This window comes from Pseudoxanthomonas taiwanensis (assembly GCF_010093135.1).
GTDB lineage: Bacteria > Pseudomonadota > Gammaproteobacteria > Xanthomonadales > Xanthomonadaceae > Pseudoxanthomonas > Pseudoxanthomonas taiwanensis.
In genome coordinates this window covers 1-18,092 of the sequence record NZ_PDWK01000060.1, presented here as the reverse complement: position 1 = coordinate 18,092, position 18,092 = coordinate 1, and the positions used below count along the sequence as shown (strand labels likewise).

The following is an 18,092-nucleotide window of genomic DNA, read 5'->3' as shown; positions in this document are numbered from 1 at the left end:
TGCGTCCGTAAGGCGGGGAAACCCGCCAAAAACCGCCCTGCACGGGCGAAATCCGGCTCGAAAGCGACGCCAGGCCGGCGCCACGATGCCGCAATCCGGGCGGCAGAGCGGGTTGTTCAGACCTTCCCTAAGTCGGCCCTGTCACGGCCGCAATCGACCAGGTCTAACGAATCCTTCATCAGCATGAACAACGCCGCCGCCGTCGGGCGCAAGCCCGCGGACTTTCCGCCTCCCACAACGGCGGCAGCCGGCCCTGGGGCCGGCTGCCGGAGGAACTTCGAGCGGCCGAAGAGTCCGTCAGGACTCCCACCACATCCAGAATGCGTCCCACAGGCGCTTGAAGAAGCCGCCCTCCTCCACCGCCGCGGTGGCCACCAGCGGGGCCTCGGCCAGCGCCTTGCCGTCCAGCGACACCTTCACGGTGCCGATACGCTGCCCGGCGGAGATCGGCGCCACCAGCGACTTGGGCACTTCCATCGCCGGCTTGAGGTCGCCGTAGCGGCCGCGGGGCACGGTCACCAGCAGCGGCTCGCCCACGCCCAGCTGCACCTCGTCGGCCTGACCCTTCCACACCTTCAGCTTCGCCACGGGGTTGCCCGGCTCGTACAGGCGGTGGGTCTCGAAAAAGCGGAAGCCCCAGTTCAGCAGCGCCAGGCTGTCGTCGGCGCGCTGCCGCTCGGAGCTGGAGCCCATCACCACCGCGATCAGGCGCTGGTCGCCGCGTTGAGCGGAGCTGAGCAGGCAGTAGCCGGCCCTGGAATGGTGGCCAGTCTTGATGCCGTCCACGCTCGGGTCGCGCCACAGCAGCAGGTTGCGGTTGGGCTGGGTGATGCCGTTGACCGTGAACTCCTTGATCTTGTTGTAGGCGTACGCCTCGGGGAAGTCGCGGATCAGCGCCCGGCCCAGCAGCGCCAGGTCGCGCGCGGTGCTGTAGTGGTCCGGCGCCGACAGGCCATGGGCGTTGACGAAGTGGGTGTTCTTCATGCCGATCTTCGCCGCGTAGCTGTTCATCAGCTCGGCGAAGGCCTCCTGGCTGCCGGCCACGTGCTCGGCCAGGGCGATGGCCGCGTCGTTGCCCGACTGCACCGCCATGCCGATCTCCATGTCGCGCAGCGGGGCGCGCTGGTTGACCGGGAAGCCGCTGAAGCTGCCGTCGGTGCGAGCGCCGCCCTCGCGCCAGGCGCGCTCGCTCATCAGCACCTGGTCGTCGGGCTTGACCCGGCCGGCGGCCATCTCCGCGGCGATGACGTAGGAGGTCATCACCTTGGTGATGCTGGCCGGCTCGACCCGCTCGTCGATGTTCTCGCCGGCCAGGATCTGGCCGGTGGCGTAGTCCATCACCAGCCAGGCGGTGGCCACGGCGGGCCTGGGCGCGGCGGGGGTCTCCACCCGCGCCTGGGGGGGCGGAGCCGCGGGCTGCGGCGAGGACGGCGCGGGCGCCTGGGCGGACGCCAGGCCGAACGCGAAGGTGGCCAGGGCGGTGGCGGCGAGACGGAATTTCATGCGGCTGGGAACTCCTGCGGGCCCGGCCTGCGCCGGGCGGAAGAACGGAAACACGAAGCGGCCGATTGTATCGGCGTGCGGACGGGCGGCCGGTTCACTCGCGCACCGGCTGCGGCGTCCCGAACCCGAGACTGCTGATGCGGGCCGCAAGTTCCGCGGCCTCGGCGCCGCTGGTCGGCACGCGCAGGCGCCACAGGGTGCGCCCGCCGGACTGCACGCCGTCCAGGCGTGCGCCGGCGATGCCGGCGGCCAGCAGGCGCTCCAGCGCGCGGCGGGCGTTGTCGGCCTGGCTGAAACTGGCCACCTGCAGCAGCACCCCGCCGCCGGCGGTCGCCGCCGTGGCGGGCGTGGCGGAAGTGGAGGCCGCCGGGGTGGCCGCGGGCGCCGCGGGAGCGGCGGCCGGCGCCGGCGTGGGCGGCAGCGTCTGCACCAGCTGGTCCATCGGCGTGGCCGGGGTGGCCGGCGCGGTGGTGGCCGGCTCCGGCGCGCGCGCGGCCTGGCGCGGGGCCTTGTCCACGTCGCGCGGGGTCAGCGCGCGCACCTCGACCCGGGCGGTGCCGCGGTCCACCATCCCCAGCTTCACCGCCGCGGCGTAGCTGAGGTCGATCACCCGGCCGTCATGAAACGGCCCGCGGTCGTTCACCCGCACCACCACCGACCTGCCGTTCTCCAGGTTGGTCACCCGGGCGAAGCTGGGCAGCGGCAGGGTCTTGTGCGCGGCGGTGAAGGCGTACATGTCGTACACCTCCTGGTTGGAGGTGCGGCGGCCGTGGAACTTGGTGCCGTAGTAGGAGGCGATGCCCTGCTCGACGTAGCCGTCGGGCCGGTCGAGGACGTGGTAGACCTTGCCGAGCACGGTGTAGGGCGAGCGGTTGCCCACCGGCGAGCGCGGCTCGTCGGGGACCACCGGCTCGGGGATGCACTCCACGCGCGGCACGTGGTCCGGTCGGCGGGCGGGGACGCCGGGCTTGTACAGGCCGCCGGGGGGGTAGGCCCCGCGCGTGGACGGGTCCTCCTGCGCGGGGGTGTAGGGCGGGCAGTCGTCGGGGATGCCGGGGGTGGCCCCGGCCGGCCGGTGGTGGGACGCGCCCGGCTTGCCGGCCGCGTGCGGCTTCTTCGGCGCGCTGCTGCAGGCGGCCAGCGCCAGCAACGCGAACGCGGCCAGCCACCGCTTCATGCCGGCGGCAGCTCCCGTCCGGCGATGGCCTGGGACAGCTGGTAGACCGCCATGGCGTACATCCGCGAGATGTTGTAGCGGGTGATCGCGTAGTAGTTGCGGAAGCCCAGCCAGTGCTGCGGGCCATTGCTGCCCTGCAGGGTGAACGGCGTGGCCGTGGCGTCCGCGGGCACCGGCTCCAGCGGGGTGTACCCCTGTGCGGCCAGCGATGCAAGCGTGTGGTTGGGGGTCCAGTCCACCGGGTCCAGCGGCTCGTGCCCGGGCGCCAGCGCCGCCGGCACCACCACCGGGCCGCCGCGCTCCCAGCCGCCCTTCTTCACGAAGTAGTTGGCGATGGAGGCGAACACGTCGTCAAGGCTGCCGAACAGGTCGCGGCGCCCGTCGCCGTCGCCGTCCACTGCGTACTCGCGGTAGCTGGAGGGCATGAACTGGCCCATGCCCATCGCTCCGGCGTAGCTGCCCTTGAGCGCGGTGATGTCCAGGCGCTCCTCGCGGGCCAGGGCGAACAGCTGGGCCAGCTCGTCGCGGAAGAAACGCTCGCGGCGGGCCTCGTACTGGGCCTTGGCCGGATCGCCGCTGCGCGGATAGCGGAAGGCCAGGGTGTACAGCGCATCCAGCACCTGGTAGCGGCCGGTGTTGGCGCCGTAGCTGGTCTCCACGCCGATGATGGCCACGATCAGCTCGGCCGGCACGCCGGTCTCGGCCTCCACCTTCGCCAGCTTTTCACGGTGCCGGGCCAGGAACTGGCGGCCCTGCTGCACCCGCGCCGGGGTGATGAACATGGGCCGGTACTCGTGCCAGGGCTTGACCCGCTCGGCCGGACGCGACATCGCCGCCACCACGCTGTCCAGGAACTTCGCCCGGGCCAGCACGGCCTCGATCTCCGCGGCGGGCATGCCGTAGCGTGCCGAGGTCTCCTGAACGAAGCGCGCGCGCGCCACCTCGAACGGCACGGGAGTCAGGTCCAGCGGCTCCGTGGCCGGGGTTTCCGGGGCCGCACCCAGGGGCGTGGCCGCGTCGGCGGCCGCGGCGCCGTCGGCCTCCGCCGACGCCGGGGACACCAGGCCCTCCTTCGGCACGCAACCCAGGAGGCCCAGGACGAGCAGGCAGATCAGCAGGGGCTTGTCGGTCATCGCCGGCAGATTAGCACGCACCCGCGGCGGCCCGTTACCGCGCCGCCGCGCCGTTCAGTGGTAGCCGCCATGCACCGGCCGGTGGCTGCGCACCGCCATCACTAGGCCCAGGCCGGCCAGCAGCGACACCGCCGAGGTGCCGCCGTAGCTGAGCAGCGGCATCGGCACGCCGACCACCGGCAGCAGGCCGGCGATCATGCTGCCGTTGACCAGCACGTAGACGAAGAAGGCCAGGCCCAGCGCCCCTGCCAGCAGGCGCGAGTAGGTGTCGCGCGCCTCCATCGCGATCCACAGGCAGCGCCCGATCACGAACAGGTACAGCGCCAGCACCGTGGCCACGCCGATCCAGCCGAACTCCTCGCTGAGCACCGCGAAGATGAAGTCGGTGGTCTGCTCGGGGATGAAGTTCAGGTGCGACTGGCTGCCCTCGCCCCAGCCCTTGCCGGTCAGGCCGCCGGAACCGATGGCGATCTTGGACTGGATGATGTTCCAGCCCGCGCCCAGCGGATCGTTCTCCGGATCGCGGAAGGTGCGGATGCGGTCCAGCTGGTACGGGCGCAGCACCAGGCCGAACCACTCGATCGGCGCGAACAGCGCCAGCCCGGCCAGCAGCGCGCCGGCGCCGCCGGCGCTGATGATCCACCACCACGGCAGCCCGGCCAGGACCAGGGCGAAGCCCCCGCTGGCGGCGATCAGCAGGGCCGTGCCGAAATCGGGCTGCAGCAGGATCAGCCGGGTGGGCCCGGCCACCAGCACCGCCGTGCCCAGCACCGTGCCCAGGCGCGGTGGCAGCGGCCGGTGGTGCAGGTACCAGGCCACCATCATCGGCAGGGTGATCTTCAGCAGCTCCGAGGGCTGCAGGTAGAACACGCCCAGGTTCAGCCAGTGCCGGCCGTGCCGGCCGGTGCCCACCACCAGCACCGCCAGCAGCGGCAGCAGCGAGAGCACGTACACCAGCGGCGACCAGCCACGCAGGCGCGGCACCGGGATCCGCGACAGCGCCCACATCGCCACCAGGCCGACCACGAAGCGCGCACCTTGCGCCTTGACCAGGGCCGCGCCTCCGGTGGGGCCGCCGGCGCTGTACAGCACCGCCAGGCCGAAGCCCATCAGCGCGGCCAGCGCCGCGCACAGCGGCCAGTCCAGGGTGCGGGTGGAGCGCTGCCACAGGTCCAGCAGCCAGCGCAGGAAATCCCTCATGGCGGCGCCTCCTGGCCCTCCCCGCCTCCGGCCGGGTCGTGCGCCGCGGACGGCGCCTGCACGGGCGCCTCGGCCGCGGGCGCCTGCGGTGCCGCGGACGCGGGCATGGACGGCATGGCCGCCGCCGCGGCAGGCCCGCCGCCGGCCCCTGCACCGCCGCCCGCGCCCGGCGGCGGACAGTCCGCCGCACCGGCCGGGCAGCTGTCATCCAGCGGCTCCAGCCCTTCGGGCAGCTTGCCCAGCAGCCAGGCGTCGAAGATCTTGCGGGCGATCGGCGCGGCGGTGCTGCCGCCGTAGCCGCCCCCTTCCACCGCCACCGCCACCGCGATCTGCGGATCGTCCGCCGGCGCGTAGCCGATGAACAGCGCGCGGTGGCGCAGGTGCATGGGCAGGCTGCGCGGGTCCACCGCGCCGCTGCCGCGGCGGCTGACCACCTGCGCGGTGCCGGTCTTGCCGGCGATCAGGTAGGGCGCGTTCACGCCGATGGCGCGCGCGGTGCCGCCCGGACCGTGCACGGTGGCGACCATGCCCTCGCGCACCACCTGCAGGTGCTCGGGGCGGTCGCTGATCAGCGCCGGCTCCGGCTGCGGCAATGGCACCCACGGTGCGTCGAAGCCGTCGCGCCGCGCCTGCACCAGGTGCGGGCGGCGCAGGCGGCCGCCGTCGGCCAGCGCGGCGGTGCCGCGCACCATCTGCAGCGGGGTCACCTTCCAGTCGCCCTGGCCGATGGAGATGTTGACCGTGTCGCCGGGGTACCAGCGCTCCCTGCGCTGCTTCATCTTCCAGGCCGGGGTGGGCAGGATGCCGCTGCTCTCGCCCACCAGGTCGATGCCGGTGGGCTGGCCGAAGCCGTAGCGCACCAGGTACTCCTCGATGCGGGCGATGCCCATGTCCAGGGCCAGCTGGTAGTAGTACGTGTTGACCGACTCGGCGATGGACTTGCGCACGTCGGTCCAGCCGTGGCCGCCGCGGTGCGAGTCGCCCCAGCCGCGTGAGGTGCCGGGCAGGTAGAACATGCCGGTGGACAGGGTGCGGTCCTCCGGCCGGCGCACACCGCTGTCCAGGCCGGCCAGGGCCAGGAACGGCTTGAGCGTGGAGCCGGGCGCCACGCCGCCGAGCACGGCGCGGTTGTACTGCGGCCGCGAGGGGTTGTCCTGCAGCGCGCGGTAGTCGGCGTGGGAGATGCCGTTGACGAACAGGTTGGGGTCGTACGACGGCAGGCTCACCAGTGCCAGGATCTCGCCGGTGCGCGGGTCCATGGCCACCGCCGTGCCCTCCAGGTCGCCGAAGGCGGCCACCGCGGCGCGCTGCAGCTCGGCGTCGATGGACAGGCGCAGGTCCGCGCCCGGCCGCGCCGGCACCCGGCCCACGGTGCGCAGCGCCCGCCCCTGCACGTTGGTCTCGATCTGCTCGTAGCCGATCCTGCCGCGCAGGATGTCCTCGTAGGCGCGCTCGATGCCGGTCTTGCCGATGTGGGTCAGGACCGAACCGGCCTCGCCCAGCTCCTCCAGGTCCTTCTCGTCGATGCGGCCGACGTAGCCGATGACGTGGGCGAACAGCTCGCCGTAGGGATAGTGGCGGGTCAGGTAGGGTTGCAGCTCCACGCCCGGGAAGCGCCAGCGGTTGACCGCGAAGGCGGCCATCTCCTCGTCGCTCAGGCGCAGCTTGAGCGGGATCGGGCGGAAGCCCGGGCTGGCGCGGCGCTCGCGGCGGAAGCGCTCGCGCTCTTCCTCGCTCAGCGGGATCAGCTGGCCCAGCTCCTCCAGCAGCTTCTCGGTGTCGCCGGCCTTGTCCGGCACCACCTCCAGGCGGAAGGCCGGCAGGTTCTCGGCCAGCAGGCGTCCCTGGCGGTCGTAGATCATGCCGCGCGCCGGGATCACCGGGCGCGGGCGGATGCGGTTGGCTTCCGAGCGGGTGGCGTAGGCGGCGTGGTCCAGCACCTGCAGCTTGAAGTACCAGGCCGCCAGTCCGGCCAGGGAGAGGGCCACGGCCAGGAAGGCCAGCACCGCACGGCGGCGGAACTGCTCGGCTTCGGCGTGCGGGTTCTTCAGCGGTCGGCCCATGGCGTCAGTCGCGACGTGCCAGCCGCAGCGCGTCCAGCAGCAGGAACAGCGGCGGCCACAACAGCATGCCCACCAGCGGCGCCCAGGCGTAGCGCCAGGGCAGCACCGGCTCGCCCGCGGCCAGGTGCAGCGCCGCCTCCACGACGCGGTCGTTGAGCAGCAGCGCGCCGATGGCCAGTGCCTGCTGCCACAGCGGGAAGAAGCGCAGGCGCGCGCGGAAGCGCTGCAGGATGAAGACCAGGATCACCAGGCGCAGGGCCTGCTCGCCCAGCAGTTCCCCGTAGACCAGGTCCGCGGCCAGGCCGGCGCCGAAGGCCAGGCCCAGGCCGGCGCGCTCGGGGGTCTCCAACACCCAGTAGCCCAGCACCAGCGCCACCCAGTACGGGCGCAGCGGCTGCAGCAGCGGATGCAGCGGCAGCAGGCCCAGCAGCAGGGCCACGGCCAGGCTGGCCGGCAGCACCCAGCCGCCGTCGCGCATGCGGCTCATCGGCGCACCTCCGTCCGGCCGCCGGCCGGTGGCGCCTGCGACGGCGGAGCCACGGCCGGCCCATCCCGTTCCGCCGCGTCCGCCCCGCCGGGCGGTGATGCCGGGCGCAGCTCGGCCCCCGGGCGCAGCAGCAGCACGTCGCGGCCGCGGTCCAGGTGCGCGGCCGGGGTCAGCTCGCCGACCAGGAAGGCCTGACTCTCGTCCGGGCGCAGGCGGTCGATGGTGGCCACCGGGAAGCCGGAGGGGAAGGTGCCGCCCAGGCCGGAGGTGACCAGCAGGTCGCCGGCGCGCACGTCGCGGTTGAGCGGCACGTCGCGCAGCTCCAGGCGGTCGCCGCGGCCGTACACGATCAGGCGCACGCCGTTGCGCGCCACCATCACCGGCACCGCGTGGTCGGGGTCGGTCAGCAGCAGCACGGTGGAGGTGGCCGGGGTGACGCCGACCACCTGGCCGAGCAGGCCGCCGGCGTCGATCACCGCCTGGCCGCGCTGCACGCCCTGGCGGCTGCCGGCGCCCAGCACCAGACGCTGCCGCGAGGGGCCCAGGTCGATGTCCAGGATCGGCGCCAGCTGCACGTCCAGGCCGCGGCTCTCGGCCGCGCCGAGCAGGTCGCGCAGCTGGGCGTTGTCCAAGGCGGCGTTGCGCAGCCGGGTCAGGCGCGCGTTGGCCACCAGCAGCTCGTTGCGCAGCCGGCGGTTCTCCTCCAGCAGGGCCTGGCGGGTGGCCAGCCCNTCCTTCAGCGCCGCGGCCACGCGCCCGGGCAGGCTGGCCAGCTGCCAGATCGGCTGTACCAGGGTGTTGCCCACCTCGCGCGCCTGCACCAGCCAGCCGCCGCGGTGGTCCAGCACCAGCAGGACGATGGACAGGGCCAGGTACGCCAGCAGGCGCAGGGTGCCGGCGGTTTCGCCGGGGCGCGCAACGGAGGGAGGACCGGCGTAGGTCGACACGGACGGCGATCAGTCGGGAGCGGCGCGAAGGGCCCAGTATGGCGACGGCATGACGGCCTGGCGACCCTGCCGGCACCCGCGGGCGCGCCGCCCGGCGGGCACGGGGCTCAGTCCGGGGCGAAGAACTCGTTGCCGTGCATGTCGACCAGCTCCAGCGCGCGGCCGCCGCCGCGGGCCACGCAGGTCAGCGGGTCGTCGGCCACCTGCACGTGCAGGCCGGTCTCCTCGCTGATCAGGCGGTCCAGGTCGCGCAGCAGGGCGCCGCCGCCGGTCAGGACGATGCCGCGCTCGGCCACATCCGCGCCCAGCTCCGGCGGGGTCTGCTCCAGCGCCAGCTTGACCGCCGAGACGATGCCCGACAGCGGCTCGTGCAGCGCCTCGAGCACCTCGTTGGAGTTGATCCTGATCATCTTAGGCACACCCTCGGCGAGGTTGCGGCCGGTGATCTCCATCTCCTTGGGCTCCGGCTGCGGATAGGCGCAGCCCAGCTCCATCTTGATCCGCTCGGCGGTGACCTCGCCGATCAGCATGCCGTGGTTGCGGCGCACGTAGTTGGTGATCGCCTCGTCGAAGCGGTCGCCGCCGATGCGCACCGAGGCCGAATAGACGATGCCGTTCAGTGAGATGACCGCCACCTCGGTGGTGCCGCCGCCGATGTCGATCACCATCGAGCCGCGCGCCTCGGACACCGGCATGCCGGCGCCGATGGCCGCGGCCATCGGCTCCTCGATCAGGTACACGTCGCGGGCGCCGGCCTCCTCGGCCGACTCGCGGATCGCGCGGCGCTCGACCTGGGTCGAGCCGGCCGGCACGCACACCAGCACGCGCGGGCTGGGGCGCAGGAAGCGCGACTTGTGCACCTTCTTGATGAAGTGCTTGAGCATGGCCTCGGTGTAGGTGAAGTCGGCGATCACGCCGTCCTTCAGCGGCCGGATGGTGGTGATGTTGCCGGGGGTGCGGCCCAGCATCTGCTTGGCCTCGGCGCCCACCGCCGCCACCGAGCGGGTGCCGCCGATGGTGCGGTCCTGGCGCACCGCCACCACCGACGGCTCGTTCAGCACGATGCCCTGCCCGCGGACGTAGATCAGAGTGTTGGCCGTGCCCAGATCGATGGACAGGTCGTTGGAGAACATGCCGCGAAGCTTCTTGAACATCGAGGGGGCGATCCTGGGCTGGTGGGCGCCGACAGGCGGCCGGGACGCGCGGTGCGAGGGGCGCCGGTGGCGAAAAATTGGACAGCGGAACGGGCGGCCTAGCCTAGCAACGCGACCCCGGCCGGGCAAGGAAAATCCGTGGCAAATCGGGGATTTTCACGCGCCGCGGCGGGGCGGACGCGGGCCGGCCGGCCGGGCGCGGACTGGCCGCGCGGGGGCGCAGCCGGTAACCTTTGCGCCGCAGCGCCGAAGGCGCCGACACGCCGCCCTGCCGCCACCTGCCCCCACAGGGGCCCCGAGTACCGATCGATGACCACCCTGATCTGTGGTTCGCTTGCCTACGACACCATCATGGTGTTTCCGGACCAGTTCAAGAACCACATCCTCCCGGACAAGGTCCACATCCTGAACCTCTCCTTCCTGGTCCCGCGGATGCGGCGGGAGTTCGGCGGCTGCGCCGGCAACATCGCCTACAACCTCAAGCTGCTGGGCGGCGATCCGGTGCCCATGGCCACGGTCGGCCAGGACTTCGGTCCCTACCGTGACTGGTTCACCAGCCTCGGCATCCGCCTGGACCAGGTGAAGGTGGTGGACGACATGTTCACCCCGCAGGCGTTCATCACCACCGACCTGGACAACAACCAGATCACCGCCTTCCACCCTGGCGCGATGATGCGCAGCCACGAGAACCACGTGCGCGACGTGCCCGGGGTGACCTTCGGCATCGTCAGCCCGGACGGGCGCGAGGGCATGCTGCAGAACGCGCGCGAGTTCGCCGAGGCCGGCATTCCCTTCATCTTCGACCCCGGCCAGGCCATGCCGCTGTTCAACGGCCAAGAGCTGCGCGACTTCATCGAGCTGGCCGACTACGTCACGGTCAACGACTACGAATCCAACCTGCTGCAGGAACGCACCGGCTGGACCGAGCGCGAGATCGTGCAGCGGGTCAAGGCGTACGTCACCACCCGCGGCCCGCGCGGCGCGCTGCTGCACACCCCGAAGAAGACCTACGAGGTGCCGCCGGCGCACGAGCGCCGCGTGGTGGACCCGACCGGCTGCGGCGACGCCTTCCGCGCCGGTCTGATCTTCGGCATCCAGAAGGGCTACGACTGGCTGACCATCGGCCGCATCGGCAACCTGATGGGCGCACTCAAGGTCGAGTATCCGGGCACGCAGAACCAGCGCTTCGACTTCGCCCAGTTCAACGAGGAATTCCGCCAGCAGTTCGGCTACTCGCTCGAGTAGCGGGCGCGGCGGCTACGGCGCCGGGTCCGGCTCCTGCGGCATGCACCGGGCCGCCTGCTCCAGCCAGGCCGGCAGGTCGCGGCGGCGCACGCCCTCGCGGCGCGCCCGCGCCAGCTGCGCCAGCATCCACTGCCGCCGCGCCGGGTCCCCGCCGGCGAAGGACAGCGCCAGGTCGCGGTCCATCCAGCGCCGCACCAGCACGTACAGCACCACGTGCAGGGCGACCGCCAGCAGGCTCACCACCGCGACCAGCACGTAGTCCAGGTTCAACACCCGGCCTCCTCAGTCCCAGCCGGGCATCTGCCCGCCGTCCAGGCCGCCGACCTCGAACACCGCGGTGCGTGTGCCGCCGGCCTTCACCGGGAACTGGACCTCCAGGCGCTGCGCCTGGCGCATCTTCCGCCACAGGCCACGGTGGTCCTCGATGAACAGGGCGATGGCCTCGTCCGTCTTCGGCCGCCACGCCGCCATGCTCGCGCCGGCGTCGTCGAATTTCACCGCCAGGCGGCAGCCGCCGTAGCAGTCGAAGTCGCCGCCCTGCAGCACCAGGTAGGCGCTGCGCTTCCACTCCGGGTGGTCGCGGATCACCAGCTGCACCGGCGCCGGCGCGCCGCCGCCGGTGTCCACCGGCTCCCGGCTGAGGATGGAGGCGGTGCGCTGCTCGCCGTTGCCGGCAGGCACCCGGGCATAGCTCCACAGCGCGGCCAGGCGGCGCTGCTCGCGCGCGGCCTCGGCCCTGGCGGGGACCTCGGCCAGGCCCGGCTCGACCGCGGCCGCGGCCGGGGTGCCGGGATACTGGGCCAGCAGCGCCGCGCCATGCACGCGGGCCAGCTCCCAGTTGCCCGCGGTCACCGCGCGCTCGTAGTCCTGCTGCAGGCGTGCGGCCGCCCGCTCGCGGTCGCGCGCCTCCGCCTCGGCCTGGGCCTGGCGCTGGGCCTCGCGGTCGGTGCAGCCGGCCGTGGCCAGCAGCGCGGCCAGGGCCAGGCAGGTCAGTGCGGGCTTGTTCGCCATGGGCTGTCCTCGTGCGGGAAGGCGCCGGTGGGATGGCCGCCGGCGCCGGTGGGCGTCACCGGGCCTGGGCGGCCTTGTCCAGCAGGGCCTGCACCGTGGCCGTGGTGATCGGGTGGTAGCCCGGGCGGGCACGCTCGAACACCTCGCGGGCGAAGGCCAGGCCCTCGGGCGTCTTCACCAGCTCCTCGTAGATCGGGATGATCAGCTTGCGCCGGCCCACGCGCTGGATGAACTCGCCGGCGGCCGGCAGGGCCTCCTTGTAGCCGCTGCGGATGGCCAGCGGGTACCAGCGCATGGCGATCTCGCCGTTGGCGGTGCCGGTGAAGTGGTAGGCCGCATCCAGCTGCGCCAGCTGCTCCGGCCTGGCCTTCTCGCCCAGGCCCTCGATGAAGTGGACCCAGGCCTGGGTGCCCCACTCGTGGGTCACCTGCGGGTTGGGCAGCTGGCCACTGCCGCCCCAGGCGATGCGCGCGGTGTCCACGTTGGCGAAGGTGCGCGAGCGCGCCGGCGGGGCCACGGCCGGGATGCCGGGCCGGTTCAGCCAGGCGTCCAGCTCCTCCTCGGTCACCGCGTTGGGGTTCTTCGCCAGCAGGTTGGCGCGCAGATAGGCGACGAACTGGTCGCTGTCGGCGCTCTGGAAGGCGTGGTCGTCGAACCAGGCGCGCAGGAACGGGTCGAACACCTCGCGGCCGAAGCGCTGCTCCAGGAACTGCAGGAACCAGGCGCCCTTGGTGTAGGCCACCTCGCTCAGTGCCTCGTCCGGGTCGCGCGTGCCCAGCGGCGGCAGCACCAGCAGCTGGTCGTGTTCGGCCATCCTGGCCATGTCGGCCTTGACCCCGGCCTGGTCGATCTGGCGCTCCATCTCGGCCAGCTCGTGGCCGTACAGGGCCTCGACGATGCGGCCCTGGACGTAGGTGGTGAAGCCCTCGTTGAGCCAGATGTCCTTCCAGCTGGCGCTGGTGACCAGGTTGCCGGACCAGCTGTGCGCCAGCTCGTGGGCGATCAGCGAGACCAGCGACTTGTCGCCCACGATCACGGTCGGGGTGATGAAGCTCAGGCGCGGGTTCTCCATGCCGCCGAACGGGAACGACGGCGGCAGGACCAGCATGTCGTAGCGCTCCCACCGGTACGGCCCGTACAGGGCCTCGGTGGTGGCGATCATCTTCTCGGTGTCCTCGAACTCGGCCACGGCACGGTCGACCATGGTCGGCTCGGCCCACACGCCGCTGCGCGGGGAGATCGGCTTGAACACCAGGTCGCCCGCGGCGATGGCCAGCAGGTACGACGGGATCGGCTGCGGCATGCTGAAGGTGTAGTCGCCGTCACGCTCGGCGTCCGGATCGTTGTCGGCGCTCATCAGCACCATCACGTCCGGACGCGTGGTCACGTGCGCGCTGTAGGTGAAGCGCACGCCCGGGGTGTCCTGCAGCGGCACCCAGCTGCGGGCGTGGATGGCCTGCGACTGGCTGAACATGAAGGGCAGCTTGCCGCCCTCGGTCATGGACGGCTCCAGCCACTGCAGACCGGAGGCCTGCGGCGAGGTGGCGTAGGTGACGCGGATCCGCGCGTTGCGCTGCGGCGCCTGGATGGCCAGCCTGCTGCCGAACACCGGGTCGGCGTCGGCCAGGGCGAACTCCAGCGGCGACCATGCGCCGTCGGCCTCGCCCTCGACCTTCTCGATGGCCAGGTCGCGGGTGTCCAGCAGCAGCTCGGTGGCCTGCGGATCGATCCACTCCAGGGTATAGGTGGCGGTGCCCGACAGCTGGCGGGCATCGAAATCCAGCTTCAGGTCCAAGGCCAGGTCGGTGATCCGGACCTTGTGCGGCTCGGCATAGGAGCTTTCGTCGTGGCGGCGCGCGGAGGCCGGCGCGGCCGGCGCCGGCCCGGACGCGGCGGGCTGGGGCTCGGCCGGGCCGGCGGAGTCGCCGGAACAGCCGCTGGTGGTGGCGATCATGGCCAGGGAAAGGAGCAGTACGGGAAGACGCATGGACACACCCGGTGATCGGAGTGCGTGAAGTGTAACCGCCCTCCCCCGCGCGCGGACCGTGCCGCAAGCCCGGCAACCGTGCGCGGCAACGGCGGCACAGCACCGCCGCCCTACGGCCGCCCGGCCTTCACCTCCAGCAGGAAGGGCTCGACCGCCACGCCCCAGGCCACCGGCTGGTCGTAGTGCACCACGTGGCCGGCCTGCGGGACCTCCACGAAGCGCCCGCCGGGAATGCGGGCGGCCATGGCCTGCAGGTCCTCGCGCCGGTATTCGCTCTCGGCACCACGCACCACCAGGGTCGGGCAACGCACCTGGTCGAGCTCCTCCCAGTGGTCGCGCGACTCGATCTGCACGGACGCTTCGACCATGTGTTCGATGCGGAAGCGCGGATGGTAGCCGGTCTCGTCCTCGGCCATGACCTCGCTGAAGTAGTCGGCCAGGGCCGGCTGGCCGAAATAGGCGCGCATGTGCGCCATGGACGAGAAGGGCAGCGGCCAGTCCGACAGCCAGTCCCGCACCCAGGCGCCCGGATCGGGCCGGGCCGTGGCCGCGGTCATGTCCTCCAGCACCAGCGCGCGCACCAGGTCAGGCCGTCGCGCCGCCAGCACCCAGGCGTTCAGCGCCCCCATGGAATGGCCGATCACGATGGCTGGCTGCAACCGCAAGGCCTCGATCACGGCGACGGCGTCGTCGACGTAGTCGTCGCGGCTGTAGGCGCCGTCCGGCTTGTCGCTCAGCCCGTGACCGCGCTGGTCCAGGCCGACCACGCGGAAATGCGGTCGCAGCCAGGCCGCGGTGCCTTCCCAGGTGGTGGCCCGCCCGAACAGTCCGTGCAGCCGCAGCACGGCCGGGCCCTCGCCACCGAAGTCCTTCCAGGCCAGACGGACGGAACCGACGTGCAGATACCGGTACACAACCTTCTCCTCCCCTTTGCGGCTGCGCCCCGGTGCGACCGTGCGCCCGGCAGGGCGCGGCTTCCGTCAACGGGAGGAGGATCGTCGCCAGCCGGGCCCGGGGGCATGGGCCGGAAGCCCTGCCCCGGCCCGGGGCGCGGCCGGCCGGCGGCGGCCGCGCGGCCTCAGATCCTGTAGCCGGTATGCACCGCGACGATGCCGCCGCTGAGGTTGACGTAGCCGCAGCGGGCCAGACCGGCGGCTTCCATCATGGCCTTCAGCTCCTCCTGCGGCGGGTGCTTGCGGATGCTCTCGGCCAGGTACTGGTAGCTGGCCGCGTCGCCGGCGAACAGCTGGCCCAGCTTCGGCAGCACCTTGAACGAGTGGAAGTCGTAGACCGGGCGGAACCAGCCGGCACGGACCTCGGAGAACTCCAGCACCCGCACCTGGCCGCCCACCCGCACCACGCGCTGCATCTCGCGCAGGGCCGCGTCCTTGTCGGTGACGTTGCGCAGGCCGAAGGCGATGGTCACCAGGTCGAAGCTGCCATCCGGGAACGGCAGCTTCTCGGCGTTGCACTGCACGTACTCCAGGCCGGCCACCAGGCCGCGGTCGGTGAGCCGGTCACGGCCCACGGTCAGCATGCCGGCGTTGATGTCCCCCAGCACGATCTGCCCGGTCGGCCCCACCCGCGGATGCAGCAGTGCGGCGATGTCGCCGGTGCCGCCGGCCAGGTCCAGCACCCGGTCGCCGGGCTTCACCTGGCAGGTGGCCACGAAGTAGCGCTTCCAGGCCCGGTGGATGCCCAGGCTCATCAGGTCGTTCATCAGGTCGTACTTGCGCGCGACCGAGGTGAACACCTGGCCGACCAGCTTCTGCTTCTCGGCCTTGGGAACCTGGCGGAAGCCGAAGTGGGTGGTGCCGTTGTCGTTGGGGGAGTGGTCCATGGCGTGATTATGGCACCTCGGGCCGCCCTGCCGCCCGTCGGAAAGTCGGGACCCATTAATAAGGCAGGCTTACAATAAGCCTCCCATGGAACCTGCCGACCCCATCCGCGCCGACGACGGCCTCGGCTTCCTGCTGGTCACCGCCGCGCGCCTGCTGCGCCAGCGCTTCGAACAGGCCCTGGCCTCGGCCGACCTGGAGATGACCGCCGGTGAGGCCCGCACCCTGGCCGTGGCCGACCACCTGGGCCCGGTGCGCCAGACCGAGCTGGCCGCGGCCCTGTCCATCGAGCCCATGTCGCTGGTGGCCCACCTGGACCGGCTGGAGGCCGCCGGCCTGGTCGAGCGCCGGCCGGATCCGGCCGACCGCCGCAGCAAGCGCGTGCACCTGACCCCCAAGGCCAGGCCGGTGTTGCGCCGGATCATGCGCGTGCTCACCCAGGCACGGCAGGAGGCGATGGACGACTTCAGCGCCGCCGAGGCCGAGCAGTTCCGCCAGTACCTGCAGCGGCTGTGCCGCAACCTGGGGGCGGGCGGCGGCGCCTGAGCGATGGACCCGCGCTACGTCCCCCGCCAGTGGGCGCCGCACGAGCGGCCGGCCTTCCCCGGCTCGCCGTCCACGCCGCACCACCCGGCCCTGCGCCGGCTGCAGTTCGCCGCGGTGGGCGTGCTGGTGGCCGTCACCGGCGGCCTGGGCAATGCCCTGGTCATGGCCAACCTGCCGTACCTGCAGGGCCACTTCGGCGCCTACGCGTGGGAGATGCAGTGGCTGCCGGCGGCATTCTTCATGACCAGCATGTCGGCCAACCTGGTGCTGGTGAAGTTCCGCCAGCAGTTCGGCCTGCGCGTGTTCACCGAGATCTGCCTGGCCGTGTACGCGGCCATCGCCCTGGCCCACCTGTACGTCAACGACCTGGGCTCGGCGGTGGCGGTGCGCGCCGCCCACGGCCTGTGCGCCACCGCGCTCAACACCCTGGGCGTGTTCTACATGATCCAGGCCTTCCCGGCCGAGCACCGCAGGAAGGCCCTGGCCATCGCCCTGGGCCTGACCCAGCTGCCGGTGCCGCTGGCGCGGCTGTTCTCCACCGAGCTGCTGCAGCTGGGCGAATGGCGTGGCCTGTACCTGTTCGAGCTGGGCCTGGCCATGCTGGCCCTGGCCGGCGTGCTGGCGGTGAAGCTGCCACCCAGCGACCGCTACCGCGTGTTCGAGCCGCTGGACCTGGCCACCATCGCCAGCTTCGCGGCCGGCACCGGCTGCCTGGCCGTGGTCCTGGCCTTCGGCCCGGTGCTGTGGTGGACCGAGGCCGCCTGGCTGGGCGTGCTGCTGGCCGCGGCGGTGGCGCTGCTGGTGGCGGCCGGGCTGGTCGAGCACCACCGCCGCAACCCGATGCTCAACCTGCGCTGGCTGGCCAGCGGCGACCTGCTGCGCCTGACCCTGTCCATCGTGCTGATCCGTGTCTGCCTGTCCGAGCACAGCGTCGGCGCGGTGGCCCTGTTCCAGCAGCTGGGCCTGGACAACGCCCAGCTGCAGGGCCTGTCGGCGGCGGTGGTGCTGGGCTGCGTGTGCGGCATGGCCGCCAGCGCCCTCACACTGGCCCCGTCCAACTTCACGCAGCAGCTGATCGTGGCGGTGGCGCTGATCGCCACCGGCGCGTTCATGGACGCGCACGCCACCAGCCACACCCGTCCGGCGCAGCTGTACCTGAGCCAGTTCCTGATCGGCTGCGGCAGCACCCTGTTCATCGCCCCGGCCATGCTCGGCGGCATCGGCAAGGCCTTCGCCCAGCCGCGCAACTTCATCGGCTTCATCGTGGTGTTCGGCATGGCCCAGGGCCTGGGCAGCCTGCTCGGCAGCGCCGTGCTCGGCAGCCTGCTGACCCTGCGCACGCGCCTGCACGCCGCACGCCTGGCCGAAGGCCTGGGCCTGCTGGACCCGCAGGTGGCCGCGCGCCTGCATGGCTACGCCGCGCTGCACGCGCACGACATCCTCGATCCGGCCGGGCGCCAGCTGCAGGCGCTGGGCATGCTGGCCCGGGCCACCCGGCGCGAGGCCGCGGTACTGGCCTACAACGACCTGTTCCTGTGCGTCGGCGTCCTGTCCCTGGCCACCCTGGGCTGGCTGCTGGCCGACCTGTACCTGCGCCGGCGGTGCGGCTGGCGGGGTGCGCCGGCGCCGGGACAGGTCGGCCAGCAGCCAGCCCCAGGTGGCCCGGGACAGGGCGCCGAGGCACAGGAACAGGGCGTTGTAGGCCAGGACCGCGGCCTCCCGCCGGGGGGGCCCGGCCAGACCGCCCAGCGCCCGCCGCTCGGGCCCGGGCGGGTCGCGGAGGTGGGGGCGGGGCAGCGCG

General features: G+C 72.6%; 16 protein-coding genes. 3 read left to right on the top strand and 13 right to left on the bottom strand.

What is annotated here, in order from left to right:
• Nucleotides 1-297: 297 nt before the first annotated feature.
• The 8 genes from CR938_RS11175 to CR938_RS11140 all read right to left on the bottom strand — a co-directional run bounded on the left by CR938_RS11175 (nucleotide 298) and on the right by CR938_RS11140 (nucleotide 9,664).
• Entirely contained in the window at nucleotides 298-1,503 is a 1,206-nt protein-coding gene (locus tag CR938_RS11175) for a D-alanyl-D-alanine carboxypeptidase family protein (RefSeq protein WP_162125088.1), read from the bottom strand.
• Between the two features lie 94 nt (nucleotides 1,504-1,597).
• Entirely contained in the window at nucleotides 1,598-2,680 is a 1,083-nt protein-coding gene (locus CR938_RS11170) for a septal ring lytic transglycosylase RlpA family protein (protein ID WP_162125087.1), read from the bottom strand.
• Nucleotides 2,677-3,813, bottom strand: coding sequence for a lytic murein transglycosylase B (gene mltB, locus CR938_RS11165; RefSeq protein ID WP_162125086.1), 1,137 nt, complete (start codon nucleotides 3,811-3,813; stop codon nucleotides 2,677-2,679). Before mltB ends, CR938_RS11170 begins: the two co-directional genes overlap by 4 nt.
• Nucleotides 3,814-3,867: 54 nt before the next feature.
• Complete coding sequence (gene rodA / locus CR938_RS11160; RefSeq protein WP_162125085.1) at nucleotides 3,868-5,013, bottom strand: rod shape-determining protein RodA; 1,146 nt, start codon at nucleotides 5,011-5,013, stop codon at nucleotides 3,868-3,870.
• Nucleotides 5,010-7,076 carry a penicillin-binding protein 2 gene (gene mrdA, locus CR938_RS11155; RefSeq protein WP_162125084.1) on the bottom strand — a complete coding sequence of 689 codons (2,067 nt, stop codon included), beginning with the start codon at nucleotides 7,074-7,076 and terminating at the stop codon, nucleotides 5,010-5,012. The genes rodA and mrdA overlap by 4 nt, the downstream gene beginning before the upstream one ends.
• Before the next feature lie 4 nt (nucleotides 7,077-7,080).
• Nucleotides 7,081-7,563 (bottom strand): rod shape-determining protein MreD, encoded by a 483-nt coding sequence (gene mreD, locus CR938_RS11150; protein ID WP_162125083.1) that lies wholly within the window; start codon nucleotides 7,561-7,563, stop codon nucleotides 7,081-7,083.
• Nucleotides 7,560-8,411 (bottom strand): rod shape-determining protein MreC, encoded by an 852-nt coding sequence (mreC, locus tag CR938_RS11145; RefSeq protein ID WP_425502444.1) that lies wholly within the window; start codon nucleotides 8,409-8,411, stop codon nucleotides 7,560-7,562. Before mreC ends, mreD begins: the two co-directional genes overlap by 4 nt.
• A 206-nt stretch (nucleotides 8,412-8,617) precedes the next feature.
• The gene (locus tag CR938_RS11140; RefSeq protein ID WP_162125081.1) at nucleotides 8,618-9,664 is read right to left on the bottom strand and encodes a rod shape-determining protein; all 1,047 of its coding nucleotides are present in this window, start codon (nucleotides 9,662-9,664) and stop codon (nucleotides 8,618-8,620) included.
• Nucleotides 9,665-9,973: 309 nt separating this feature from the next.
• Here CR938_RS11140 and CR938_RS11135 point away from each other — a divergent pair, with 309 nt between their 5' ends.
• Nucleotides 9,974-10,909 carry a carbohydrate kinase family protein gene (locus CR938_RS11135; RefSeq protein WP_162125080.1) on the top strand — a complete coding sequence of 312 codons (936 nt, stop codon included), beginning with the start codon at nucleotides 9,974-9,976 and terminating at the stop codon, nucleotides 10,907-10,909.
• 12 nt (nucleotides 10,910-10,921) lie between these two features.
• On the opposite strand, the gene CR938_RS11130 is transcribed toward CR938_RS11135, so the two are convergent.
• The 5 genes from CR938_RS11130 to ubiE all read right to left on the bottom strand — a co-directional run bounded on the left by CR938_RS11130 (nucleotide 10,922) and on the right by ubiE (nucleotide 15,747).
• Nucleotides 10,922-11,182, bottom strand: a complete 261-nt coding sequence (locus CR938_RS11130; protein ID WP_211365223.1) for a hypothetical protein — start codon at nucleotides 11,180-11,182, stop codon at nucleotides 10,922-10,924.
• A 9-nt stretch (nucleotides 11,183-11,191) separates the two neighbouring features.
• Nucleotides 11,192-11,920 (bottom strand): hypothetical protein, encoded by a 729-nt coding sequence (locus CR938_RS11125; protein ID WP_162125079.1) that lies wholly within the window; start codon nucleotides 11,918-11,920, stop codon nucleotides 11,192-11,194.
• A 55-nt stretch (nucleotides 11,921-11,975) separates the two neighbouring features.
• A complete protein-coding gene (locus tag CR938_RS11120; protein ID WP_162125078.1) occupies nucleotides 11,976-13,907 on the bottom strand; it encodes a M1 family metallopeptidase in 1,932 nt (643 codons plus the stop codon).
• Between the two features lie 110 nt (nucleotides 13,908-14,017).
• Nucleotides 14,018-14,821 (bottom strand): alpha/beta fold hydrolase, encoded by an 804-nt coding sequence (locus CR938_RS11115; protein ID WP_162125077.1) that lies wholly within the window; start codon nucleotides 14,819-14,821, stop codon nucleotides 14,018-14,020.
• A 164-nt stretch (nucleotides 14,822-14,985) separates the two neighbouring features.
• Entirely contained in the window at nucleotides 14,986-15,747 is a 762-nt protein-coding gene (gene ubiE / locus CR938_RS11110; RefSeq protein ID WP_162125076.1) for a bifunctional demethylmenaquinone methyltransferase/2-methoxy-6-polyprenyl-1,4-benzoquinol methylase UbiE, read from the bottom strand.
• A gap of 85 nt (nucleotides 15,748-15,832) precedes the next feature.
• On the opposite strand from ubiE, the gene CR938_RS11105 reads away from it, so the two are divergent.
• Together CR938_RS11105 and CR938_RS11100 are read left to right on the top strand one after the other, a co-directional pair.
• Nucleotides 15,833-16,291: a MarR family winged helix-turn-helix transcriptional regulator gene (locus CR938_RS11105; protein WP_162125075.1), complete on the top strand. Its 459-nt coding sequence runs from the start codon at nucleotides 15,833-15,835 to the stop codon at nucleotides 16,289-16,291.
• A 3-nt stretch (nucleotides 16,292-16,294) separates the two neighbouring features.
• Nucleotides 16,295-18,092, top strand: a 1,798-nt coding sequence (locus CR938_RS11100) for an MFS transporter (protein ID WP_246191061.1), incomplete at its 3' end; no start/stop codon positions are given.